Source organism: Pantoea sp. BJ2, from assembly GCF_040255075.1.
GTDB classification, from domain to species: Bacteria; Pseudomonadota; Gammaproteobacteria; order Enterobacterales; family Enterobacteriaceae; genus Pantoea; species Pantoea leporis.
Map to the genome: position 1 here is coordinate 89,009 of NZ_CP158294.1, position 24,559 is coordinate 113,567.

The following is a 24,559-nucleotide window of genomic DNA, read 5'->3' on the forward strand; positions in this document are numbered from 1 at the left end:
CTGAAATTATAAGGTCGCGCAGACCAAAAATAACGTTTCGCCATAATGATTATGAAATACTGCTAACTCAGCCGACAGGGACGCGGGGGGTTTTACCGGCCTTAATGCTTTTATAATGCCCGTCGATGAGCATGGCATAGTTATAGCGATTTTTGATCGTCACCGGAATATTCTTCATTCCTGCGTTATACATACCCACTGCCAGCCACGTTGTGCCGTACTGATTAAAGTTACGCCGCAGCAGCATCGCCCCGATGTAAATATTCAGGCACGGATCGGAGAGTAGTTTTTCTTTGCTGAGTCCGGGGTATTCCTTCTGTAATCTGCGCATCGTGACAGTGTTAATCTGCATGATGCCGTAATCGCTGCTGCCGGGTTTCCCATCCCTTGAAAGATTGGTATTTACGGCTCCCGGATTATAGCGTGATTCCTGCCAGGCGATTGCTCGCAGGTAATCCGGATCGATGGAATACCATTCACCAGCTTTAATAAAACAGTCCGCATTTACGCTGGCGGAGAAAATACCTGTCGCCAGCAGGGCTGCAGCGTGAGTAAATAAACGCATTGCGGCTCCTGATTTGAAAAGTTCGGGGAGGGAGTAAGGTTAAATAATATCATAAGAGTTGGGATTTTACACACCACTCGCAAATTTATTTTTGCATGTTTATGTATTTATTATCAGTGATTTAGCTGAAAATCGTAGAAAATTTATGCTGTGTTGCATTTACCATCTGGTAACTTTATGGAACCTAAAAGGGTATAAATAAGTAACTAAATGGTTAGTCCAATTTTAATCAGTAAGTTACAATTGATTTAGGCTTGATGGTTTCCACATAGTTACTTGATTTTTGGGGCGTTGTCACCTGATGGTTACCTAAAAAACTCTGCTGTAAATCAGAAAAGCCAGCTGGTCCGATGTGCTGTTTTTTGGTAGTAATAAAACTCAGTGAGGCAAAAAAATATGAGTGAAGACAATTCAGGTAAACGTAACCGGGTTAATCTTACCATTCCTTTTTCACTGCTGGAAAAGATTGATGCCCACGTTGATAAAAAGCTTGAAGACGGTGAGTCTCGCGATACGGCGAACCGGTCAGCGTTCGTTATGGAAATGTTTAAGCTTGGTCTTCGTGTTTATGAAAATAGAATAAACAAAGATGCTTCAGAAAAGACGCTTGATCAGAAACTGGAGTTCATCGCCAAGAACGTGCTGGTGAGCGGTTTTATCACTGACGCTATATTTGGTATTCAGAAGGAGATCGTTGATCCTGCCAGAATTATTAAAAACGAAATGGTTCTTAATCCCGAATGGGTGAAAGCTGTCAATGAACGCGTTGCGGGTAAATTACAGGAGTATTTTAAATAATTGATAAAAGCCTGATATCTGCATAAGTAAATCAGGCTTTTTGGTTATAGCTTCTCTTGCCCATCCTTTTCAGTGTTATCTTCCCTCAATACTTCTGCCTCTCTCTTCAGTGCATCACGGATATAACGACGCAGCGTCAGTGCATTTATTCCATACTGAGTATATATTTGCTTTCTTGTATGCCCGTCGTGTATCACGGCATTCACCGCCTGATCGCGGTCACGTTTAGACAGCACGTTGCGGTTATCATATTTTACGCGCTTTTCTTTGATTTCAGACGAATATTTCTTTTTGCTCCATGCGCGTTTTACGGTTGCGACCGTCACGCCAAGTATATCGGCGGTCTCCTGCAGCGTTTTACCCTGCACGCGCAGTCTGACCGCATATTCCTTTAATTCCTCTGGTATAACCCTGTAATCTTCATGCGTGCCCACATACTTAATGAGCGTGTCGTTCGTAATGCTGTACGCCGTCAGAATATCTTTTCTGAGCACTCCCTGACTTAACTTAAATTTTATTGCCTCAACGTCACCGGGCGTCAGCTTTCTTTCGTGCTCGCGGGGTTTAATTTCTATTCCGTCGCGTTCGGCTATTTTTTTAATTGCGTGATAAATAACCGCTCGGGATACCCCGCAGGCTTTTTCAATCTCTTCCAGCGTCATTTTTGGTTCTGCATGATACATGCCGGAAATGAGCTCCCACTGTTTCCAGCGGTAATCCATCGCAGAGCTTCCTTTGCGCTTTTTAATGAGATTGTAGACGTAGGCTTCAGAACAGCTCTGTTCTTTACAGATGTCTTTTACGCGCCAGCCAAGCATAACGCGCTCCATGACTTTATCAGCATCGGGTCCATTTTTTCTCCCGGTCGTTTTTTCAGGGGCGCTTTCTTTTTTTATCTGAGGCGCAGCATTTATTCCCGCCGGCGCAGACTTCGTTACCTGCTCTGTTATTTCTCCGGTTTCGGTAAATATCGCCTTTTCAAGGGCATTCTTTACTTTACGGGCGTGCCAGAGATTCACCCCGGGACGGGGAAGGGGAGTGAAATAATCCGCGTTCACCATTATCCAGGCCGCCGGGTCATTCATATCTGAATACTGTCTTATCTGCGCGAGTGTCTTTTCTGCCGCCGCCTGCAGCTGCCTCGCCGGGACGCGTTTTTTAATAAAGGCGAGCAGCGGAATGGTCACGAGCTGGCAGGTAAAAAACCGGTTTCCCCTGAAGGTTACCTCAAACCAGCCCGGGTCCCGCCTGTAATGAAGAAGGGCATCCTTAAGCAGTTCAGATAAGATCTCCTCATGATTTGCCCTAAAAATCTCAGCTGCAAAGCCCGCCGGATCGGCGACGAGAACTACCAAATCGACGGTATCAGCCATGATTTTTCATTTCCATTCAGTCAGTTATCGGCACAAGCGAAAATGCTCACCATAACGATAAATGAAATTGATCAGTAAGATCAATAACTTAAATTGAAGTGTACGATCCGGAAGCGTAAAAAATGTCAGCCGGTTAAGAAACCGTAAGCATCTATAGCAAGCCTAAAAATTTGTAAAGGAGGAATAACCAGCAAGTCAGAAATGTGACTTAAAGCCATACAGGCAGCAACAAACGATAGTTCAACCGACTGCTCATTATATCCCTAACTGAGGAAAAATCCTATGAAGGGCACTCTCTCTTCGTGTTTAAATTACTGCCGCAAGGCAGGGGCGGTAGCGTGGAATAAAGTAAACAAGCCAGCACTGTTCATCGGAATGGCGATCGTAGCCGCTGCTGCTATGCCAGCCCACGCGGATGACCTGTTCGCAAACGGAAAACAGACGATTAATGATACGTTTGGTTCAGGAAGTACAGTTGTGTGGATTCTCTATATTCTGGAAATCATCGCTGCCGTATTTACCTACGTAAAAACCAAAAATCTGGCCATGTTCGGCGGCATCGCTGCTGTCATGGTGTTCATCAACGTCGCCTTCGGCATCATCCCGGCTTAACGCGCGCTTATGGATAAACGTGACCGGTATACCTTTGCGGCTACGTTTTCCGAGCAAAAGCGGTTCGTGGGGCTGCCACCTGATGAATTCTGTCTGTACGTGCCACTGGCACTGCTGGCAATTTTTCTCAACATGTGGATTTTTGGCCCCACGCTCTTAGCCGCCGTGGTTGGAATTCGTCACCTCAAGAAAGGCCGGGGTTCTCAGTATCTTCTCAATCTGGCGTACTGGTGCCTGCCCACCTCAGTGATGCGCTTCTTTATCAGCATCCTGCCTGACAGCTACAAACGGCACTGGGTCGCCTGACCTCCCCCCTCCGGAGACAACATGGAATTAAAGCTGCGTTCGGCGGGAAACCGCAATATGGCCGTGGCTATTCTGGTGCTGCTCGTTATCTCTATCCTTGCGCTGGCGCTCTGCTGGCGCATCTACGGCGATAACCGGGCGCTGATGAATCAGCTTGTCAACAACCGACAGACCATTGTTATTCCCTACGGCGCGGACACGCCGTTCAGCTTTACCGGCGAGCGCGGTGATGCCCGCTACCTGCGCCTGATGGCCCTGGCGTGGATGAACCTGCGACTCAACATTTCTGACAGCAACGCCGACGCGAGCCACGAAATGCTGCTGGCCGGCGCCTGCGACGGCGCGGAGAAATCCCTGAAAGGCGTGCTGGCTGACGAAGCCTCGCGCGTGAAGGGAAACAGCGGCGGCTCGGTGTTTTACCCGAATGACGTCAGCGTCTGGACGGACAGGGGCATCGTCGATGTGTCAGGCGATCTGCAGCTGAGCTATGGCCTGCACGACGCAAAGCCGGTGAAGAAACACTACCGCCTGCGCACCGACACCCGTAACAACCGACTCTGCTGGAGCGCTTTCCTGGAGGTTCCCGATGCGTAAATCCCTGCTAATCAGCGCCGTGGCGCTGCTGACCGCCTTCGGCGCCCGCGCCGAACAGCTGACGCTTAACCCCGGTGCCCGCGTCAACGCGGCAGTCAGCAACACCAACCCGAACTACCTGCGCGTGAACAACGATCGCATCCTCAGCGTGCAGGCGGCGCAGGGGGTGCTGAGCGCCAAATCCCCGACGCCGGAAGGCGCGGTTGTGTTTTCTACCGTGACCGACAAGCCGTTCACCCTGTTCGTGCAGACCGCGTCCGGCTTCGCCTTCTCCGTGCAGGCGACGCCCGGCAAGCGCGCGGGGCTGAGCCTGATGGTGGACAACCTCGAGGTGAAGGGCACGGAGGAGGCGCGGAATTACGAGCAGAAGCAGGACACCTACAGCGCGCTTATCAGTGGCCTGGTCGGACGCTTCATCACCAACCGCAAGCCTGCGGGCTACGTGCTGAGTAAAAACACCGACGTGCCGGTGAGCGAGTCGGTGAAAAGTGCGTTTGCGCTGCGCCCGGTGACCGCCTGGCAGGGCGACCGCGTGCGGATCGTGCGCACCGACATTACGAGTCTCTCCCCGCAGCGTATCCGCCTGAGCGAGCGCTATTTCTGGAGCCCGGGCGTGATGGCGGTGGCGTTTCATCCACAGCTCGACGTGCTGGAGCCGGGGGCGAAGGTTTCCGTCGTGACGGTGTTCCGCACGAAAGGAGGCCCGGATGAACCTTAACAGCCTGGTCCGCAGCAAGCAGCGCCGGCTGTTTGCCATCATTCTGGCCGCCGCCGCCGTGATTATTGGCGGCCTGTATCTGGCCAACAAGAGCGCGTCCGGTCATGCAATGAATAAAGCAGGCAAGCCCGATAAGGCTGCGGCCGAGCCGGATCTTACCGGCGGGGGCGTGGTGAGAACGTTTGACGGCTCGGGGCAGGGTTCGCTACTGGTCAGCGCGCAGAACCGCGAGAAGGAAGCGCGGGAGCAGCTTACCGCGATGCAGAAAGACTTTAAGTCACTGAAAGACCAGATGTCGGACGTGATGAACAACAACAAGTCCCTGCAGCAGAACGTTGGCGACCTGATGGAGCAGCTGAAAAATCAGCAGAACCAGCAAAAAGCGCCTCCTGCCGGTCAGACGCCGCCGCGCACGGAATATGCCTTTGCGCCCGCACCGGTGCAGGCGGGGCAAATCGACAACCAGACGTTTGACTACTCGCAGTTTGAGCCAAAAGCAAAAGACACCTCGTTCTGGGTCCCCACCGGCACCTTCTCTGACGCCATCGTCATCGAGGGGGCTGATGCCAACGCCTCAGTGCGCGGCGAGAACAACCTTGTGCCGATGCAGTTCAAGCTCAAGGGCAGGGCGCACATGCCGGGCAACAAAAAAATGGTGCAGCTTGATAACTGCTTTGTGACGGCTGCGGCCTACGGCGACATCTCCAGCGAGCGCGCCATCGTTCAGCTCCAGCGTCTCTCCTGCATCATCGACGGCAAGCACGTTGATCAGGCAGTGAAGGGACACGTCGCTTTCTACGGCAAAAACGGCATCAAGGGCGTGCCGGTAATGCGCAACGGCAAAATCCTCGGGCTGGCGTACACCGCCGGGGCGCTGGGCGGCCTCGGTCAGAGCGCGTCGCAGGTCGGGCAGACGGTGACCGGCATCGGCGCAACCAGCACGCTCAGCGCAGGTGACGTGGCGCGCGGCGCCGTGGGCGGCGGCGTGGGCAAGGCGGCTGACAAGCTGGCCGACTACTACATCGAGCGGGCCGAACAGTATCACCCGATCATTCCGATTGGCGCGGCGAACCGCGTGGAGGTGGTGTTTATCGAAGGGTTCCGCGCGAAGTTTATCGAAGATGAAGAGGCTCTGAAGCTCGCGAAGGAAGAGAAGCGAAACGGCACGCAGCAGCAGGACACGCAGACGCGCGAGCAGGGCAACAGCGGCCTGCCGCCGGATCTGGTGGGCAAGCTTGGCGACGCGACCCGCCTTAACGTGAATGACTTTGTGACCCCGACAAACGGCGGTCAGGCGAGGAGCATGACCCCGCAGGGCGTGGCGCAATGATGGTCGGAAACATCCGGCTTCGTCACGCCGAGCACTGTGGCTGGATGGTGTTTACCGACCGGACGGTGAGCTGCTTCGGGCGCGATGCCGACGCGCGCATTCCGGGGCTTCAGGCGCTGGGCTTCAGCGTAAAAAAGCTCTACTGCAAGCCCGGGCGCATTCCCGACGACGGTTACGTCGCGCTGTTCGGGGAGACGCTGCGCCGCCTGCTGGAAGTTGCCCCGGGCGACGCCTTTGCACTGAGCATGCTGTCCCGGCTCGGGACCAGCAGCAAAAACGGCGACCTCTATATCGACTTTACCGAAATATCTGATCTCAACGGAGAGCCCCATGATTAAATCACATGCTTTATCCGTCTGCGCGCTGGCGCTGGTTCTGAGCGGCTGCGCGGGCATGAACGGCGACTTTGAGTTCGACAAGCCGGCGAAAGACTCCGGCGTCTGGATGTCGCAGGCCGACGATATGTCCGCCGGCAGCAGCAGTAACGCCCCGTCAGCCGCACCGGACGCAGGCGGCTTCACCGGCGCGGGCCTCCGTCTGGACGACTATCGCCTGATTGATACCGGCACCATTCGCCTGGACCCGCAGACCGACGCGCAGGCGCGGCGCAGCGGCCTGAACGACGGCTTTGCGGTGCGCGTGGCGTCATCCGGCGAGGTCCGCCCGTTCACCCGTGAAAACGGCGTGCTGCGCACGACGGCAAACCAGACCGCGTACTGCAGCGCGGCGCACTGCTTCCCCGAACCCGCTGCCGCGTTCCGCCGTCCCGACGGCGTAGCGCGCATCTGGATAGCGCCCTACGTCTCCCCTGACAACAACGTCCACATGGGCGAGGTCATTTACAGCGTCTCCAGTCACGGCGACTGGAGCGGCATTCTGATGTGAGGTCCGCATGAAATTTTTCAAAGACTTCCGCTTTGACCCGCTGAACGTGGTGGATACGGTGGCGGGTATTCTCGGGGAGCGCGATACCACGAACGAGACGCGCCAGAAGCTGCAGGACATGGACTACCCGCATATCCGCGACCTGCTGCCTTACCGGGACTACGACAGTGAAAGCCAGATCTGGGTGAACAAGGAGTCGGTGGGCTTCGTGGTGGAATCACAGCCGCTGACTGGCGCCAACGAGAAGCTGGCCGAAAGCCTGGAGTACCTGCTGCGCGACGTGGCGCCCCGCGATATCCCGCTGCAGGTGATGCTGGTTTCCACCCGGGCGGTGAAAGAGCAGGTAGAGCAGGGGCTGAAAAACTTTGCCTGGAAGGGGCACCGCGCGGACGAATGCAACGACGTCACCGCGCGCTTCTTTCTGAACGGGGCGCGCTATACCTACAGCAACGGGCTTGACCACCCGCTGACCCTGCGCGATTACCGGCTGTTCTTTATCTGGGGCATGCCGGTTAAAAATCTCTCCGAAACCGACATGGTGCGCGTGCGGGACGTGCGCCGTAACCTGCTGAACGCCCTTAACGCCGCCGACATCTGGTCTCACGCCATCGGCGTGACGGAGTTCAGCAGCGTGCTGCGCGAATTCTTTAACCACGATCCGGCGCGTCTGGAGCGCTACGCCAGCGAGTACGATCCGGCGGCTGACCTCAGCACGCAGTTTGTGGACCGCACCACCTCGTGGCGGGTGAAGCCCTCACATATCCGCGTTGAGGGCAGCGACGCCAAGAACAAGCCGTTTGTTGCGCGCATGGTGAATCTGAACCTCGACAATAACCCGCAGGATCACTTCCTGTGGCAGAACGGCAACATTATTCAGGACCTGATGTCGCCGACCAACGGCATTCCCTGCCCGTTTATCTGCACAATGGTGCTGACCACCGAAGAGCAGATGAAAAGCCAGGGTGAGGCCAACAGCCGCTTTCTGGCGCTGGACTCCCGCGTGAACACCAGTTACGCCAAGTACATTCCGTCCACCACGCGCCAGCACGCCGAGTGGAAAGACGCCCGCACGCGCCTGCTGTCGAACCAGACGTCGCTCACGAGCTACTTCTACGGCATTACGCTGTTCTGCCCGGACGACGATGACCTGACGTCGCGCTACACCGAAAAGACGCGCAACGCCTTTGCCGCGCAGGGCCTGCGCTTCGTGCGCGCCGACTTTATGCAGCTGCGCAACCTGATGGCCACGCTGCCCTTTGCGATGGTGAATAAAAAGCTGCGCGCCGACTGCCGCAAGACGGGCGGCATTCAGCGCTCGGAGTCGTTTCACGCGGTGAACCTGATGCCGGTCATCGGCGACAACAAGCTGTGCGCCTCGGGCATTCTTATCCCGAGCTACCGCAACCAGGTTGCCTTTATCGACGTGTTCGATGAAAGCCTGCCGAACACCAACTTTAACTGGTTCATGTCCGGCACCTCGGGCGCGGGCAAGTCGGTGCTGGCGAACTCCATCGCGCGATCGGTGCTGGATAAAGGCGGCACGGTGGCGGTACAGGACATCGGTGACTCCTACAAGGCGGCCTGCAGCAGCCTCGGCGGCACCTACATCAACGGTGAGTCGCTGCGCTTTAACCCGTTTGCGAACGTCACGGACATTACGCTCGCGGCCGAACGTATTCGCGATCAGCTGTGCATTCTGGCGAGCCCCAATGGCCTGCTGGACGAGGTGCACGAATCCCTGATCCTTGAAGCCATCACCGAATCGTGGCCGACGTATCAGCAGGACATGCGCATTGACCACGTTATCGAGTACCTGAAAAAACAGCAGGGCGCGGTCACCCGCGAGCACTCTTCCCTTATCGGCGGGCGCATTGACGAAATCACCACGCTGCTCGGCAAGTACAGCACAGGCGGCATCTACGGAAAGTTCTTTAACTCCTCCGAACCGACCCTGAAGCCCGGCCTGCAGTTCGTGGTCACCGAACTCGGTGACCTGCGCAAGCAGCAGGACCTGCTGTCGGCCATTCTGTTCACCATCATGATCTGGAACGAGAACATGATGTACACCACGCCCCGAAGCCTGCGGAAGATGAACATCATCGATGAAGGCTGGAAGCTGCTCGGCGGGTCCAGCACCAAAATCAAGGACTTCATTGAGGAGGGCTACCGCACCGCCCGCCGCCACAACGGCTCGTACGGCACGGTTACGCAGGCAATTCGCGATAAAAACCTGTCCACGGCGGCGCTTGCGGCCTATGACAACAGCTCGTTCAAGTTCACCTGTATGCAGGACGCCAAGTCGTTCACCACCTTCCAGAAGGAGGAGCCGCACGCGTTTAACGAGCTGGAGTGGGAGATGATAAGGAAGTTTCCACCGGCGAAAAAGGCGCGCTACAGCTCGTTCCTGCTGAGCGTGGGCGAGTTCTCCAGCTTCCACCGCCTCATTCTCGATCCGCTGAGCGACGGGCTGTTTTCCTCTAAAGGTGAGGATTTTACCTATCGCGAGCGGCGTCTGGGCGAGGGCGCAGACATCAAGGACATCCTGTTTGAGATGGCCCACAACGACGCGCATAAGCGCGACATCATTCACATGCTGCGGGAGATGCAACTTTGAAAAACTACATCATTTTAAGCACGGTCATGGTGGGCATTTTCGCCTTGGTGTTTTTTGCCCTGGCCTATTAATTTTCCCTGCAAAGGAGTCTGGAATGGACTTAAAACAAACAGTGACCTGCATTGCCACGTCCATGCTGCTCAGCGTCGGCCTTTGCGCGGGCGCATGGTATCTCTGGCTGAAGCCGCCGGCGCTGGTCACCTTTGACATGAAGGGCACGACCAACGCGCTTATCCGCCAGACCGCGAAGCTTGACCTGACCGACGACCAGCGCAAGGCGCTGCTTACGCGCTTTGACCGCAGCGTCACCACCGCTACAGCGGAATATGCCAGCGAACACGGTGCGGCCATTCTGGTGAGCCCTGCCGTCGTCACCGGCCTGCCGGACGCCACGCCGGAGATTCAGGCGCGCCTCGCCGAGCTGATGAAAGCCGGTAACCCTCCGCAGTAACCCTGTCCGATCACCCCAACGGGAGCCTCCCGATGAAATACGTTACTCCGCTGGCGCGCCTTGCCGCCGGCGCGCTGTTCGCCACCCTCGGCCTGCAGGCCGCCGCCGCAGAAATCGGCACCTTTGGCGATACCTGGGACATCCGCGAGCACAACCTGATCGCCGTGCTGAAGAAGAATCTGGAGCAACACTTCGCCGGCAAATCGCAGGAACAGATAGAGCAGGAGATGCGGGAGAAAGCCGAAGAGCAGGCAATGCGGCCGCCGCCGGTGGAAGGACTCTCTACCGCGCGCGAAACCCGCAGCCGCCTGTTTGATCCCTCTTTCACCGTGCAGCGCGACATCGCCGACCAGAATGGCGTGGTGTTCGCGCACAAAGGGCAGAAGGTGAACCCCTTTGACGTCATTCCGGTGTTTGACGAAACGCTTTACTTCATCGATGCCGACGACGAACGCCAGATTGCCTGGGTAAAGCAGCAGGTGCCGCGCACGACGACCTCCCGCGTCATTCTGGTTAACGGCAACGTGCGCGACGGCGCAAACGCTCTCGGCAGTCGGGTCTACTTCGACCAGACCGGCAGCATCACAAAAAAATTCGGCATTACGCAGGTGCCTGCGGAAGTGAAGCAGGCGCCGGGTCAGAAACTCTTCCTTATTACTGAATTCGGTCTTCCCGACCGCTAACGGAGCCAGACATGAAAACGTTATTCCTTACCGCCGCCCTGACGCTGAGCCTGACCGGCTATGCCACCGCAGATACGACCGCCGCCAAAACTGCAGGCGCTGCGGGTGCATTCAGTGACTCACAGAAGCAGCAGATCGGTGAAGTCGCGGCGGACTATCTGCGCGCACACCCGGAAATTCTGATTGAAATGAGCCAGAAGCTGCAGGCGCAGGCACAGAACAAACAGATGGCGTCGGCCGCTACCGCTGCGCTTGAGGATCAGGACGCGCTGCTGAACGATCCGACGTCGCCGGTGCTGCACCCGAAGGGCGACGTCGCGGTCATTCAGTTCTTTGACTACCAGTGCATCTACTGCGCGAAGGTTGCCCCGACCGTTGAGCAGTTCATCAGCCGGAATCCGGACGTGCGCTTCATCTATAAAGAGTGGCCCATTTTCGGCAGCCGCTGGCCCGCGTCGGTACAGGCGGCAAAAGTCGGATTGTCCATTTATAAGGCAGGTGGTGCAGAGGCGTACCACCGCTATCACGCCGCGCTGTACGCCACCGGCCACAACGAGGGCAAGCTGCTTGATGCCGACATCCGCGACGCGGCGGTTAAAGCGGGGATCACCTCCTCGCCGAAAGCGGACGTGGAGGCGATGGGGGCGCCGCTTGAAGCCAATAACGCGCTTGCTAAACGCCTGGGGATTCAGGGTACGCCGGCCTTCTTCGTTATGCCGGTGACGGGCGCCACCGCTGAGAACGTCAGCGTCATCCCGGGAGCGACCGACCTCCAGGCGCTGCAGGCGGCGGTGGAAAAAGCGCGCGGCGGCGTGAAAAAAGGGGGCTGACATGGTCTGGCGCACGGCTTTACTGGTGCTCGCGGTCTGGGTCTGTCAGCCCGCATGGGCCGCCGACTCCGGTGGCAGCAACGGCAATACGTCCCTGACCTGCGAAGGGCGATGGGTGAACCCCATCACCGACGTCTGCTGGGAGTGCATATTCCCGATGAGCGTGGGCAGCGTGCAGGTGTCGGCAGGTACGCTTCCCGATACCGACAATCCCGCCTCGCCCATTCAGTTCTGTCCCGTGCCGCCGCCTATCTTTGAGCGCATGGGCGTTGCGGTGGGCTACTGGGAGCCGTTTGCGATGACGGACGTCACGCGCTCACCGGGCTGCATGGTGAACATGGGGGGCTTTAACATCAACATCCCCAACACCGGCACCGGCGTCGGCACCAAAACGGCGAACGAGCATCCCGGCACCTTCTATCACGTTCACTGGTACAAATACCCGCTGATTTCCTGGCTCAGCATCATCACTTCTGAGATGTGCCTGCAGGGCGGCGAGTACGACATCGGCTATCTGTCGGAGCTGGACCCGACCTGGCAGAACGACAACCTTGCGCTGTTCCTGAACCCCGAAGTCATGCTGTTCGCTAACCCGATTGCGCAGATGGCCTGCGCGGCCGACGCCGTGGCCTCCGGCGTGAGTCGTCCGATTGACGCGCTGTTCTGGTGCGCCGGCTCACACGGCTCGATGTATCCGTTTACGGGCAACATCGTGAACGAATCGAGCGGGCTCAACAGTTCGGTGCTGCTCTCGGAGCGCATGGACTTCAAGCTGCACCGCGAGGGGCTCATCCTCGATACCGTGCCGTATGACGTGGCGGTCTGCTACGAGTACCCGTCGGTGATCCTGCCGAAAAGCCGCTACCGCTATCAGATAGTGAACACCATACCGGACGTGGCGTCCTGCCACCCGCTGGGGCGCAACGTCATGCTGTGGCAGACGGGCAAGGAGATGTCGACCAGCAAGAAGAACTACGGCTACCTCATCTGGAAAAAGCGTAACTGCGTGATGTAAGCGAGGAAAACATGAAACGACTGAATGCGGCGCTGCTTTGCAGCACCTGCCTGAGCGTAAGCCTGTCTGCACTGGCGGGTGACGGCACTCAGGTAAGCAGCACAGAAAACGAAACGGCCTACTTTCTGTCGTCCTCCCTGCCCGACAAGGAGCTGGCGCTGCTGATGAAGTCGGCGGAGGCGAAAAACATCCCCGTCTACTTCCGGGGGCTTATCAACGACAACATGGATCAGACCGCAAAGTACATGCTGAACCTGATCACCACCTACAAAGTGCGCGGGGTGCAGATAGACCCGGTGCGCTTTGAGCGCTACGGCGTGAAGCAGGTTCCGGCGCTGGTGAAGAAGTGTGGCGACCACTTTGACATCGTGTACGGCAACCTCGCGCTGAATCAGGCGCTGGACATGATTAACCAGCGCGGCGACTGCCATAACAGGCCCTGACCAGAAACTGCCCGCTGCGGCGGGCCACTCTTCTCACCTTACCGGACACCCTGATGAAATTAGCAACCCGATCCCTGCTGCAGGGGCTGCTGCTGACCTGTCTGTCAGCCAGTGCCCTGGCGGCGTCAATGGACGCTTCCAACCAGGAAGGCATCAACGCCGGCAAATCCGCTGACGGCACAACCAGTGCAGACCCGAACAGCTATTTCGACAACTACAGCTCAGACGCGCCGCAGCGCGACCTCTACAGCGACCCGACGCAGACATCGAGCAATATTGATGTGCAGGGGCAGAAAGAACTTACCGAATCGGACCTTGGCCAGGCGGCGCGCGAGTCCTACGTGAACAACCCGGCGGACAAGCTCAGCTACGACTCGGACATGATGAAGTACAGCGATGAAATCCGCGAAAACGCCAACGCCATTACGGGTGTGAACGGCAGCCAGTGCGTGGCGCAGGAGCTGAACAAAACCACCTGGACCACGCACGCCTGCGAGCTGGCAAACAGCCTGACGCAGTCCTGCACGCGTAAAGCCACCATCGTGACCACCGGGGGGCGTGAAACAGTCAACACGCAGCTCGTGCTGGATGCGCGCAATGTTACCGGCCAGAAAGGTGCCGACTACTGGATGATTTACAACTTTATTGTTCCGGAAGACGGCACCATCAGCAGTGGCACATGGGAGCTGCTTTACCCCAAAGCACCAGGCTGGCACGGCGATCGCCTGGGCTATTCCATCCGGGCATTCGGCCAGCAGTTCAAACTGAAAATTAATAACAGCGGCACGATGAGTATCTCACCTCAGCAGGTCACCAAAGGGCAGGTGATAACCCTGCAGCTGCATTACGACACGGACGGTCACTACGAAAGTGCACGAGACGGGATCATGCGCAATATTGCCAGCGGTACAAACGTTTTTCGCATGACGTTTCCTATGCAGGCGGTACGCGACACCGTTAAAGCCGACATCGAGTGGACCAGCAGCTGCCCTGCCGACATGGGGGACGCGGTGAAAATGAGCGAGGTCTGCAGCGACCCGGGCGGCACCCGGTCAGTTACCGTTGGCGGGCAGGCCTACAGCCTCTACAGCGACTGCTGGGGCTACACCACGCAGTGGAATCTCTATGAAGACGACACCAACACCTGCCAGGCATACATCGACAACCCGAACTGCAGCGAAGGCACCCGCACCTGCACGCAGAAAATCGGCAACTTCTGCGTCTACAGCAAGCTGACCTGGCAGTGCGCACACACCGTGAAAAGCACCGGCTATATCTGCGGCTCGGAGTTCTACTGCTCGGACGGCAGCTGCAGCGCGATGCAGGCGGGTGAAAACCAGAACTTTGAGCAGGCCGTCTCGCAGCTGGCCGCGCTTGCCGCCTACGGAGAGGACGTCAACGGCATCGACCCCAACTCTGTCACCGCTTTTACCGGTAAGGGGATGTCCTGCAGGCAGAGCGCGGCGGGCTTCAGCAACTGCTGCAAGAGCGGCGGCTGGGGGCAGGATGCAGGGCTTGCGCAGTGCAACACCGAGGAAAAGGAAATCGGCACCGGCAAGGAGAAAAAGCTGGTCGTGAAGGTCGGCTCTTACTGTTCGCGCAAGGTGCTCGGCGTGTGCCTGCAGAAGAAAGAAGGCTACTGCGTATTTGACAGCAAGCTCGCGCGCATCGTGCAGGAGCAGGGCCGCCGCGATCAGCTGCATATCAGCTTCAGTTCCGCCAGTAGCCCCGACTGCCGGGGAATAAAAATCAGCGAGCTGCAGGGCATCAAATTCGATCGTATCGACTTCAGCGACTTCTATGACGACCTCAACACTAACGTGAAGCTGCCCGACGAAGACGCGCTGACGCAGCGCATTCAGTCCGACATCCAGAACAGCCTTAAGTCAGGAGATCAACCGTGAGAAAACTCATCGGCCTCGCGCTGCTGCTGGCGGTATTACCGCTGCACGCGGCAGAGGAAAAAAAGCCCGACGGCTACAACTACGATCCGGCGGTCGGCTGGTACTGGTACAACGAGCCGGTCAAAAAGGAAGAAGAGGAGCAGCCGGCGCAACCCGCCGCGCCGCCGCAGGAGACGCCCACGCAGAAGATGAAGCGCCTGCAGGCGTTTCGCGACAACCTGATGAACGAGGCGATGCTGCACCCCTCCTCTGAGAACATCCGGCGCTACAAAATCGTGCAGGACTGGATGGTGAATCAGGCGAGCATGTTCGCTTCACGCTGGGAGAAGGTGCTGCTGGAGAATCCCGAGCTCGACTACAGCCTGAAGCACCCGTTCTACAATGGCACCGCCAATATCCAGTACACCGAACAGCGCCAGAAGCAGCAGGCGGCTATCCGGTACGTGAACCAGCGTTACGGCGTTTTCTTCTTTTATCGCGGCAACGAGCCTCTGGATAACCGGCTCGGCGGCGTGGTGAAAGAGTTCAGCGAGCAGTACGGCCTCACCGTTATCCCCGTCACCGTGGACGGGCGGGCAAGCCCCGACCTGCCGGACACCCGGAAGAACGCCGGTCAGGCGCAGAAGATGAAAATCGAACACTTTCCGGCCATCTACCTGGTTGAGCCGCGCACGAAGAAATACCAGCCACTGGCCTACGGCTTTATCACCCAGGACGACCTGGCCAGACGCATGCTCAACATCGTTACCGACTTCCAGCCCGAGGATTAACCATGATTTCAAGACTCTTTGCTGTACTGCTGATGCTCGCGCCGGTGCTGGCCACGGCCAGCACGATTGACGACATAGCCCGCCTGGAGCAGGCAAAGGTGGGCGCGGATGCGCCGGCACAGCCGGAAAGCACGCCGGAAAAAAGCGCGCCGACCGCTGATACGCCCGCTGCACAGCTGCAGGCACCGGCAGCTAAACCGGTCTGGTATCACCTGAGCGACGGGCGTCGCGTGGACGTCGGCCACTGGCAGATCGTGCACTTTGTCCGCTCCGACTGCCCGTACTGCCACCGCTTTAACCCGACCCTGAAGTCAGTCTCTGAACAGACGGGCATCGGCATCTTTGTATACAGCTTTGACGGAAAGGGCGACGCGGTTTTTCCGAAGGTCATGCCGGTTAACGACGGCATCCTGAAAGACTTCTTCGCGGAGCTGCCGCAGGCAACGCCCACCGACTTCATTATTAACACGCAGTCGCTGGTGACTATCCCGCTGTCGCAGGGGGAAATGAGTGAGGAGGCGCTGAAGCAGCGCCTGGATGAATCCTTTGCGCTGGCCGTGCGCCTGGGGGTGCTGTGATGAGTAAATTTGCGTTAAGTGCCGGTATCGCAACAGGTCTGTTATTTTCATCTGCCGCGAGCGCGGACGTGCAGAACGACATCAACAAGTTCTTTAACGACATGGGCGGCGGCGGTAACTACACGCAGGCGGCCGCGTGGCAGGGGCAGTCGGCGGGCTACCTGACCGGCGGCAACCTGTTTATTCGCACGCCGGTGCGCAATATCCAGCTGATTTCGGTGACGCTGCCGGACATTAAATCGGGCTGCGGCGGCATCGACGCCTATCTGGGTTCGTTCAGCTTCATCAACAGCGACAGCATCAAAATCATGGGCAAGCAGATCCTGAGCAACGCCGCCGGCTACGCCTTTGACCTCGGGCTTGAAACCATCTGCCCGCAGTGCAAGGCGGTGAAGGACTACCTGCAGAAGCTCGCGGCGGACACCAACAACATGAACATCTCGACCTGTCAGGCCGCGCAGTCCATCGTCGGCGGCCTGTGGCCTAAAACCCAGGCGGCCAGCTCGCAGATTTGCCAGGACCTCGGCACCAAGCACGACGTGTTCTCCGACTGGGCGGCGTCCCGTCAGGGCTGTGGCGTAGGCGGGGAGACGAACAGCGTGTTCAGTAAGGCAACCGAGGAGGAGAAGAAGCGCATCCCGCGCAACCGCAACCTGACGTGGGATACGTTCACGAAGCTCAACCAGTTTTTCAGCAACGATCGCGCGCTGAAGGAATTCATCATGTCGATGGTCGGTACGGTGATTTATGACGCGAACGGCAATCCGACGTTCCTGCAGCCGCGCGGGGGCAGCGAGTCGATGTTCAACACGCTCTTAAACGGCGGCACCGAGAAAATTTACCGCTGTAACGACAACAGCACCTGCCTGTCGCCCACCATTGCAAACCTGACCCTGAGTGAAGATGAGGGCATGACCGGCCGGGTGCGCGACATGCTTAACGACATTTTCGACAAGAGCCGCAGCGATACGGCGCTGAATGAAAATGAAAAGGCGCTGATCAGCAGCACCCGCGTGCGCATCCTGCGCTACACCATCGACTCCGCGTCGGTGGGCATGGATCAGAGCGTGGTCAGCAGCCTCGCGGAGTACATCGCGGCCGACATGGTGATGTCCTACATCAACGGCCTGATCGACGTGGCCGCGAGTGGGGCGGCGGGCACGCTCGATACCGAAGAAGAGAACAAGCACTTTCGTGAGAACCTGCGGCAGGTGCGCAACGAGCTGAGCCAGCGCGTCGCGCGCATTCAGGTGCAGCAGAACGGGCTGGCTGAGTACGACCGCAGCCTGTCCGAAACGCGCCAGCAGCTCTCTTCGTCCGTCTCCGACAGCGTGCTGTCTAACTATCAGTTCGGGGGGTAAGCATGGCACTTGATATCTGGGTGGTCAGCTCCGGCGGCATGATCACGATGGGCCTTAACGCGGTTGCGACCGTGATGGAAAACGGCGGCTGGAAGAGTACGATCTGGGTGGCGGAGATGCTGGGCATCGCCTTCTGCGTGATGACCTACCTGCGCACGCACAGCCTGAGCGCGATGTTCGGCTGGGGAATGACGTTCGTGATGGTCACCGCGCTGCTGCTGACGCCAAAGGTCACGGTGGTGGTTAACGACCTGACCGCGCCCGACACCATCGGGCGGGTGGATAACGTGCCGGCGGGGCTGGCCCTGCCGCTGTATCTGGCCACCGGCGTCGGTTACACGCTGACGACAACCTATGAGGACATCTTTCACTTTCCCGACGAGCGGTCCTACACCAAAACCGGCATGCTGTTCGCGAGCAAGCTGATGCAGGACAGCTTCAGCATTGACAGCCGCAACCCGGTGCTGGCCTACAACATGGGTGAGTACGCGAAGAACTGCGTGGTGCCGGACATCATGCTGAACCACAAGTACAGCATGCAGGACGTGATGGAGTCCGGGGACGTGCAGGCGCAGATCTTCGGCAATCCGAGCCCGCTGCGCGCCATCTACTGGCGGGACGCGACCGGCACCACGTTTATGGTCTGCCGGGACGCGGCGCCGCGCCTGAAAACCCTGCTGACGGCGGAGAGTAACAACACCGGCAGTACGTTTATGGCGCACGCCGTTCGCATGTTGCCGGGCAATAACGCGCCGCAGACGGTGTACGCCGAGCAGCTGGCCGGGTCCTATGAATACTTCCTCGGCAGCAGCAAGTCGGCGCAGGCGATCATGATGCAGAACATCGCCGTGGCGGGCCTGCGTCGCGGGCTTAACAGCTACGTGAAGGGCATGAACGACACCGCCTCGATGGTGGACATCGCGTCTGAGCAGTCACTGATGAAGCTGCGCCTGTCGCACGCGGTGAGCTATACCATTGCGACCGAGGTGCTGCCGCAGCTGCACACGGTGCTGCTGCTGTTCTGCATCTGCATCTTCCCGGTCATGGTGCTGGCGCTGTACGTACGTGAAATCGCCTGGGCGGTTATCAAAAGCTACCTGAACTTTATGGGCAGCCTGATGCTGTGGCCGGTGATGTTCGCCATCTTTAACTTTGCGGTGAACTACAGCACCCAGAACAGCTTTCACACCACGGGGCCGACGCTCTCCAACATGAACCGGCTGATGGAAACCAGCACCACCACGGCAGGCATCGCCGGCTGGCTGATGCTGTCCATTCCTTTCCTGGCGTTTCGCCTGTTCACCGGTCTCGGCCAGAGCTTCGCGAGCCTCAGCTCAAGCCTCGGCAGCGCGCTCAGCAGCGCGTCGGCGGCGGACTCCGGCGCGGTGGCGTCGGGCAACATGAGTGTGGGTAACGTGCAAATGGATAATATCAACGGGCACAAAACGGACCTGAACCGCTCATATCGCGAGGGCATGACCACCATGCAGCTGGGCAACGGTGCCATGCGGACCATGACGCAGGACGGGCAGACGGTGTATGACGCCTCCGGCGCAACCAGCCGTCTGCCGGTCGATCTGCACCTTGACCGCAACCTGGCGAGCGCGGCGCAGCGATCGGTGCGCGACAGCATGGCGCAGACCGAAATGGCGGCGCAGGGCTACAACCACTCGGTCCAGGAAACCGGCTCGCAGCTCAAACAGTTCCATGAGCAGTATGGCAACAGCGACTCGAAAACGCTGTCGGCCTCAACCGGTATGAGCATCACCGACGCAGAGCGCGTGAACAAAATGCAGAACGTAGCGATGGATTACGCGAACCGCAATCACATCAGCCTGAATGAGGCGTATTCAGAGCTGGAGAATAAATCGCGCGATCTGGCAGTTAACGGCGGCACACGCGTACAGGCCGGCTTTGACAGTAATAAATCACTGTGGGGTAAAGTGGGATCCTATGCCACGGGCATTTCAGGTAAAGCTGACGTACACGGTGGAATTGAAAAAACAGGACGTGTCGGCTCAACGTCACAAATAACAGAAGGCGGTCAGAGCGGGAATGACAACTCTCAGACGATTTCAGCGCGCGAATCGCAGGACTTCAGTCAGGGCATGGACGTGCTGCGCAACTACAGCACAACCTATAACGGCCAGCACGTTGATAACAACGCGTCCGGCCTGATGAATCAGATTTCCTCCGGTATCACCACGTCTGACAGCAAATACGCGCAGTACACGGCCAGCCAGTCGCACACGCATGAAATGCAGAAGATGGCCTCTGAAACTGAAACGCTCAGCGCGGGCGCGCGTGATAACTACACGCAGCAGTTTGTGCAGTGGGCGATGCAGCGCTCCTCGGGCAATGCCGAAACCATCCTTACCAACACCTCTGATGAAGGCGTACAGAAACAGCGAGACGGGCTGGTTCAGGAGTTCTTCGCAGATAAGCTGCAGGGACGCATTGACGGCAACTATGAGCGCAACGCTGGAAACACGGGGGAAGGTATGGGTGCTCCGGCAAACACTGCAGGCGCTCAGTTCGGCGGCGCATATAACAGCGCGAATGAGAGCATTGAGGCAGGTGTTACCAGGAACAACATTCGTACTGATGTTAACGGAGAAGTTGAAGCCCAGCAGGGTGTGGTTAACAATAGAGCGAACACCGCGCAGCAGGAGCTCTATAAAGGACAGAGTGAAACGGACAGTGCAATGGCATCCCGGAAGGGTGAGTATACGGTGAGCTCTGATGAGTATTTAAGACATAAGGAAGCGGCAGATGCTCATCAAAAAGAGACTTCACTAAATATCGCTGATTCGAAGAGCTACAAAGATTTTGAGAAAAACCTGAGTAAAAATAATAAAGGTGACAATTGAGGTTAGTTCATGAAAATAACTTACGATGAAATCAAAAGAGATTCAGAAGTGATAGCGGTAGAGATTTCTTCAACTAACAGAGAAATCCCTTCATTCTTTTCACCTATAAAGCGAATTAAATATCACCTTATTCTCTATTCTTTTTTTTCATTTTTATCATACTTTTTATCGCCTGCAAGCGAAGATAAACTTGTTTGGTTTGGTATATTAGTTTTTGGTGCTCTGAATTGGTTTTTTTTGATGGGCTTTATCTTTGGTTATGATTATTTGTTTAGCATGATATCTTCCCAAAAGATAAAAAACTTAAAGCTAGTGAAAATCTTTAAGAGAAAGCTTATAAGTTATGGTATAGCATGGTTCCTAGCCATAGGCGTGTTAGGGGTGATCTCTTTATCAAGCGAATTGAGTATAGGTGCGCTGGTTATAGGTAATTTCCTAATAACTATATTTGGATTATTTATATTTAATATAGACGCATCGCGTTATCAACTGGCTGGCTTGCTGGGTACGGCATCTGCAATAAAAGTAAATTTCAAGAATTAATTTTACCATCAAGCGATGACGCGGCTCTAAATCGGGCTGAGTTGTTTGCTTTTTTATTGAGGTTGAAAATGTTAATTCATTTAACTCCATCTTTTTTTCTCGATTACTCTGATGTCTCTGTTAACTTAATAGACGTGCAAATCCCTGAGTTAGGCCTGCATCTGAAAAATGAGAAAGATATAACTGTCCGGTTCCCTGCGCCCAATAAACGGCTGCATTACGTCTGCCGTAAAAAAGGACGCAAAGCCGTGTACGGTATTCTGCTGAATACGGATAAGCACGTAACGGACATTACCGTCATTACGCGCTGGGCCGTGCAGGGTGACGTTTCCACGCACCGGGTTCACATGCACATTATGGGCGCCGACGATGCGGCAACCGATGTGATTCATCTCTGGAGCGGCGTTTTCAATACCCCCTTCGGGGATAAAGCACCGGGTCTGACTAAAAACTGGGTCCCGGCGTCATGTCAGCCGCGTCTGAGCGTTTGTGCCGGCGACAGGCCGTCTGAGCGCGAGCAAGCTATATGGAGGCTCGCAGATCCGGCCGGGATTATTCGTCAGCAGACGGAATACTACACAGCAGCCACCGTTGAGTCTGAACGACTGACTACACCCTGGCGTGATTATGATCGACTGCCGGCACCGGAGGACGCGTTCGACTGCACGGTACGGGAGTATCCGGATACGCTGCGCGTGCTTTATGCCTACCCGGGCGTGACGGTGTGTCCCATCACGGAGCATGAGGAGCTTATCGAAAGCGACCTGACAGAAGAAGGAAAGCGCGATGCATTCACCGCGATAATCCAGCCCGTGCTGCAGGAGGTTCGTGCGGTTTGTCCGGTATTTTTTACCAATACCACCAACCTGATGAACAGCATCCGCCGCTTCTCCACCCATTTCCGCGCGCTGAGCGACGCTGAAAAGCGGTTTGTCGAATACCAGATCAATCAGCCCCTGTTTCGCGTTTCAGTGAGCTGAGACCGCCCGCCGCACGGCCTGACGCACCCTGCGTCTGGCGGAGGAGGCGGAACATCACGTCAGCCCATCCGGGCACGTTCGCACTGTAAGTAAACCCCGCGCAGCAACCTGCCTGGCTTTCGCCTGCCCGCAGCCCTGCGCGCCTGTCTCTGTTTCCACGTAAAGGACTTTTCAATGAGCCTCAATGCCCGCGACTTTACCCAGGGCGGTCAGGTGATGAAATACATGATCGGCATGTTTGTGCAGATCATGAATATCGCCTCCTACTGGGTCGTGCTGCTTTCCGCACTGGTGTTTTTCAGCTGGATGCTCCTGCGGCTTACCCTGCAGGAATTCATTCACGGCAGCGCCTACTGGATGGTCAAATGGTTTGTCATGCCTCTGTCGAAGTTTACCGGCGGCAATTCAAAGAGCGGCTGGACCTTTCACTTTGAGCGACCGAACGGTGAAGTAGTGGCGTTCAAACACACCGCCCGTCAGGTGATGAACGATCCGTACTTTATTCAGATGGGAGAGAGCGTAAAAGACGCTGCGTTTTACGGCTGGGGCATCTCAACGTTTTGCTTTGTGGCATCCATCCTCGGTGTTACCTGGTTTCTGGGCAGTAAAGGCGCGAAGCAGCGCGAGAGCGAGCTCACCGGCGGCCGTATTCTGGCCACAAGCCCTGCCGTCGTGAATCGCCTGCTCAGGAAGGCCGGCGTAATGTCGCCGCTCAGCATCTGCGGACTGCACATCCTGAAAGACTCTGAGATGCAGAACTTTGGCCTGCACGGCACCGTCGGGTCGGGAAAAAGTACCGCGCTGAACGACCTGCTGCGCCAGCTTCGCGCGCGCGGCGACCGCGTCATCGTGTATGACAAAGGAAACAACTTCATTCCCACGTTTTACCGTCAGGATAAAGACAAAATCCTCAATCCTTTCGACCTGCGCTGCCCGTTCTGGGACCTGTGGGAAGAGTGCCAGACGGTGGGCGACTTTGAGAACTTCGCAACCTCGCTGCTTCCTGACAGCAGCGGCAGCAGCGATCCGTTCTGGGTGCTGTCGGCGCGCTCGCTGTTTGTGGCCACCGCGCGGCGTATGGCCCGCGAAAAGAACCGCAGCATCGGCGAGCTGCTGAAAAAGCTGATGTCCATCAGTCTGGCGGACCTGCGCCTGTTCCTGGAGGGCACGGACGCGGCGAACCTGGTGGACGGCAGCATCGAGAAAACCGCGATGACCATCCGCACCATTCTCACCACCTACGTTCGCTCGCTGCGCTATTTGCAGGGACTCGATCAGGGCGGCCGCCGCCCCTTCAACATCCGCGACTGGCTGCATACCGAAGACGCGAGCGGCGACAACCCGTGGATTTTCATCTCCAGCGACGGCCAGAACCATAACGCGCTGAAGCCGCTGCTGAGTGCGTGGCTCTACATGACCATGTCCGGCATCCTCGGCCTGAAGGCCGACCGCAACCGTCGCATCTGGATTTTTCTGGACGAGCTGCCGTCCCTGCACAAGCTGCCCATTCTGCCGGAGTTCTGCGCAGAGGGCCGTAAGTTTGGCGGCTGCACCGTCGCCGGCCTGCAGAACTTCCCGCAGCTGGAAGAGACGTACGGCACCAACTCAGCCAAATCCATCTGGGACCTGCTCAACACGCGCGTCTTTTACCGCGCACCCAGCGGCTCGATTGCCGACTGGGTGCAGAAGGAAATCGGCGAGAAGCGGCACAAGAAGTTTAAAGACCAGTACAGCTACGGCATCGACATCATCCGTGACGGCGTGCAGTTCTCCAAAGACGAGATCAACGAGTTCCTGGTCAGCTACTCCGACGTGCAGAGCCTCAACGACCTGGAGTGCTACATCACCCTGCCGGGTGAGTGGCCGGTGGTGCGCATGAAGCTGCCCTGGAAACCTTACCGCGAAATTGCCGAAGGGCGCATTCCGCGCGACGTCGAAGATGTGTTCGACCCGGACATTGAGGCAACGCTTGCAGGCGAAACCGCCGACAACCAGGCCGGTCACATTGTCGGGCGGCTGTTTGGTGATGCCGCTGCAGCGGCTGGAAAACCTGAAGACGAACAGCGTGCCGGCAACCCCGGCGCTGCTGCAGGTACGCAAAACGCTGCGGCCCCCGCTGAAAACGTTACCGCGCCTGCCGATACGGCGGCGACAGCAGATGCCGGCGGGCGCGTTGTGGCGCTGTCGCCACCTGCTGCTGAATCAACACCGCCACCTGCCTCCGAAACCACCGCGCCTGCGCCGGCCTCACAGCAAGAGGCTGAACAGCGGCTGCAGGTTCTGGACGTGGTTAAACATAACAGCGCGGATTTTGGCCTGGACCGCAACTGAGGGGA

At 57.2% G+C, this 24,559-nt stretch carries 24 protein-coding genes; 22 read left to right on the forward strand and 2 right to left on the reverse strand.

The window, feature by feature from the left end:
- Positions 1 to 67: 67 nt before the first annotated feature.
- Entirely contained in the window at positions 68 to 565 is a 498-nt protein-coding gene (locus tag AAF463_RS23760; protein ID WP_350262693.1) for a lytic transglycosylase domain-containing protein, read from the reverse strand.
- Between the two features lie 396 nt (positions 566 to 961).
- Here AAF463_RS23760 and AAF463_RS23765 point away from each other — a divergent pair, with 396 nt between their 5' ends.
- Positions 962 to 1,363, forward strand: coding sequence for a relaxosome protein TraM (locus tag AAF463_RS23765; protein ID WP_350262694.1), 402 nt, complete (start codon positions 962 to 964; stop codon positions 1,361 to 1,363).
- A 44-nt stretch (positions 1,364 to 1,407) separates the two neighbouring features.
- On the opposite strand, the gene AAF463_RS23770 is transcribed toward AAF463_RS23765, so the two are convergent.
- Positions 1,408 to 2,736 (reverse strand): hypothetical protein, encoded by a 1,329-nt coding sequence (locus tag AAF463_RS23770; RefSeq protein ID WP_350262695.1) that lies wholly within the window; start codon positions 2,734 to 2,736, stop codon positions 1,408 to 1,410.
- A gap of 282 nt (positions 2,737 to 3,018) precedes the next feature.
- On the opposite strand from AAF463_RS23770, the gene AAF463_RS23775 reads away from it, so the two are divergent.
- From AAF463_RS23775 to traD, 21 genes are all read left to right on the forward strand, one after another.
- Positions 3,019 to 3,348: a type IV conjugative transfer system pilin TraA gene (locus AAF463_RS23775; RefSeq protein ID WP_350262696.1), complete on the forward strand. Its 330-nt coding sequence runs from the start codon at positions 3,019 to 3,021 to the stop codon at positions 3,346 to 3,348.
- Between the two features lie 9 nt (positions 3,349 to 3,357).
- Complete coding sequence (traL, locus tag AAF463_RS23780) at positions 3,358 to 3,654, forward strand: type IV conjugative transfer system protein TraL (protein ID WP_039390254.1); 297 nt, start codon at positions 3,358 to 3,360, stop codon at positions 3,652 to 3,654.
- Between the two features lie 21 nt (positions 3,655 to 3,675).
- Positions 3,676 to 4,248, forward strand: coding sequence for a TraE/TraK family type IV conjugative transfer system protein (locus tag AAF463_RS23785; protein ID WP_350262697.1), 573 nt, complete (start codon positions 3,676 to 3,678; stop codon positions 4,246 to 4,248).
- Positions 4,241 to 4,966, forward strand: coding sequence for a type-F conjugative transfer system secretin TraK (locus AAF463_RS23790; protein WP_350262698.1), 726 nt, complete (start codon positions 4,241 to 4,243; stop codon positions 4,964 to 4,966). The genes AAF463_RS23785 and AAF463_RS23790 overlap by 8 nt, the downstream gene beginning before the upstream one ends.
- The gene (locus tag AAF463_RS23795; RefSeq protein ID WP_350262699.1) at positions 4,956 to 6,296 is read left to right on the forward strand and encodes a TrbI/VirB10 family protein; all 1,341 of its coding nucleotides are present in this window, start codon (positions 4,956 to 4,958) and stop codon (positions 6,294 to 6,296) included. The genes AAF463_RS23790 and AAF463_RS23795 overlap by 11 nt, the downstream gene beginning before the upstream one ends.
- Positions 6,293 to 6,634, forward strand: a complete 342-nt coding sequence (locus AAF463_RS23800; RefSeq protein WP_350262700.1) for a hypothetical protein — start codon at positions 6,293 to 6,295, stop codon at positions 6,632 to 6,634. Before AAF463_RS23795 ends, AAF463_RS23800 begins: the two co-directional genes overlap by 4 nt.
- A complete protein-coding gene (traV, locus tag AAF463_RS23805; RefSeq protein ID WP_350262701.1) occupies positions 6,627 to 7,181 on the forward strand; it encodes a type IV conjugative transfer system lipoprotein TraV in 555 nt (184 codons plus the stop codon). Before AAF463_RS23800 ends, traV begins: the two co-directional genes overlap by 8 nt.
- Before the next feature lie 7 nt (positions 7,182 to 7,188).
- On the forward strand, positions 7,189 to 9,795 hold the full coding sequence (traC, locus tag AAF463_RS23810; RefSeq protein ID WP_350262702.1) for a type IV secretion system protein TraC: 2,607 nt from the start codon (positions 7,189 to 7,191) through the stop codon (positions 9,793 to 9,795).
- 94 nt (positions 9,796 to 9,889) lie between these two features.
- Positions 9,890 to 10,246, forward strand: a complete 357-nt coding sequence (locus tag AAF463_RS23815) for a TrbI F-type domain-containing protein (protein ID WP_350262703.1) — start codon at positions 9,890 to 9,892, stop codon at positions 10,244 to 10,246.
- Positions 10,247 to 10,278: 32 nt separating this feature from the next.
- On the forward strand, positions 10,279 to 10,929 hold the full coding sequence (gene traW, locus AAF463_RS23820; RefSeq protein ID WP_350262704.1) for a type-F conjugative transfer system protein TraW: 651 nt from the start codon (positions 10,279 to 10,281) through the stop codon (positions 10,927 to 10,929).
- A gap of 11 nt (positions 10,930 to 10,940) precedes the next feature.
- On the forward strand, positions 10,941 to 11,759 hold the full coding sequence (locus AAF463_RS23825; RefSeq protein ID WP_350262705.1) for a DsbA family protein: 819 nt from the start codon (positions 10,941 to 10,943) through the stop codon (positions 11,757 to 11,759).
- A 1-nt stretch (position 11,760) separates the two neighbouring features.
- Positions 11,761 to 12,774: a conjugal transfer pilus assembly protein TraU gene (gene traU, locus AAF463_RS23830; protein WP_350262706.1), complete on the forward strand. Its 1,014-nt coding sequence runs from the start codon at positions 11,761 to 11,763 to the stop codon at positions 12,772 to 12,774.
- 11 nt (positions 12,775 to 12,785) lie between these two features.
- Positions 12,786 to 13,217, forward strand: coding sequence for a type-F conjugative transfer system pilin assembly protein TrbC (gene trbC / locus AAF463_RS23835; protein WP_350262707.1), 432 nt, complete (start codon positions 12,786 to 12,788; stop codon positions 13,215 to 13,217).
- 53 nt (positions 13,218 to 13,270) lie between these two features.
- Entirely contained in the window at positions 13,271 to 15,121 is a 1,851-nt protein-coding gene (locus AAF463_RS23840; RefSeq protein WP_350262708.1) for a conjugal transfer protein TraN, read from the forward strand.
- Positions 15,118 to 15,891, forward strand: coding sequence for a type-F conjugative transfer system pilin assembly protein TraF (traF, locus tag AAF463_RS23845; RefSeq protein WP_350262709.1), 774 nt, complete (start codon positions 15,118 to 15,120; stop codon positions 15,889 to 15,891). The genes AAF463_RS23840 and traF overlap by 4 nt, the downstream gene beginning before the upstream one ends.
- Positions 15,892 to 15,893: 2 nt before the next feature.
- Positions 15,894 to 16,469 (forward strand): type-F conjugative transfer system pilin assembly thiol-disulfide isomerase TrbB, encoded by a 576-nt coding sequence (gene trbB, locus AAF463_RS23850; RefSeq protein WP_350262711.1) that lies wholly within the window; start codon positions 15,894 to 15,896, stop codon positions 16,467 to 16,469.
- Positions 16,469 to 17,830, forward strand: coding sequence for a conjugal transfer protein TraH (locus AAF463_RS23855; protein ID WP_350262712.1), 1,362 nt, complete (start codon positions 16,469 to 16,471; stop codon positions 17,828 to 17,830). Before trbB ends, AAF463_RS23855 begins: the two co-directional genes overlap by 1 nt.
- A gap of 2 nt (positions 17,831 to 17,832) precedes the next feature.
- Complete coding sequence (traG, locus tag AAF463_RS23860; RefSeq protein ID WP_350262713.1) at positions 17,833 to 20,700, forward strand: conjugal transfer mating-pair stabilization protein TraG; 2,868 nt, start codon at positions 17,833 to 17,835, stop codon at positions 20,698 to 20,700.
- Positions 20,701 to 20,709: 9 nt separating this feature from the next.
- Positions 20,710 to 21,243: a hypothetical protein gene (locus AAF463_RS23865; protein ID WP_350262714.1), complete on the forward strand. Its 534-nt coding sequence runs from the start codon at positions 20,710 to 20,712 to the stop codon at positions 21,241 to 21,243.
- A gap of 68 nt (positions 21,244 to 21,311) precedes the next feature.
- The gene (locus AAF463_RS23870) at positions 21,312 to 22,223 is read left to right on the forward strand and encodes a DUF6012 family protein (RefSeq protein WP_350262715.1); all 912 of its coding nucleotides are present in this window, start codon (positions 21,312 to 21,314) and stop codon (positions 22,221 to 22,223) included.
- 174 nt (positions 22,224 to 22,397) lie between these two features.
- A complete protein-coding gene (gene traD / locus AAF463_RS23875; protein ID WP_350262717.1) occupies positions 22,398 to 24,554 on the forward strand; it encodes a type IV conjugative transfer system coupling protein TraD in 2,157 nt (718 codons plus the stop codon).
- Positions 24,555 to 24,559: the final 5 nt, after the last annotated feature.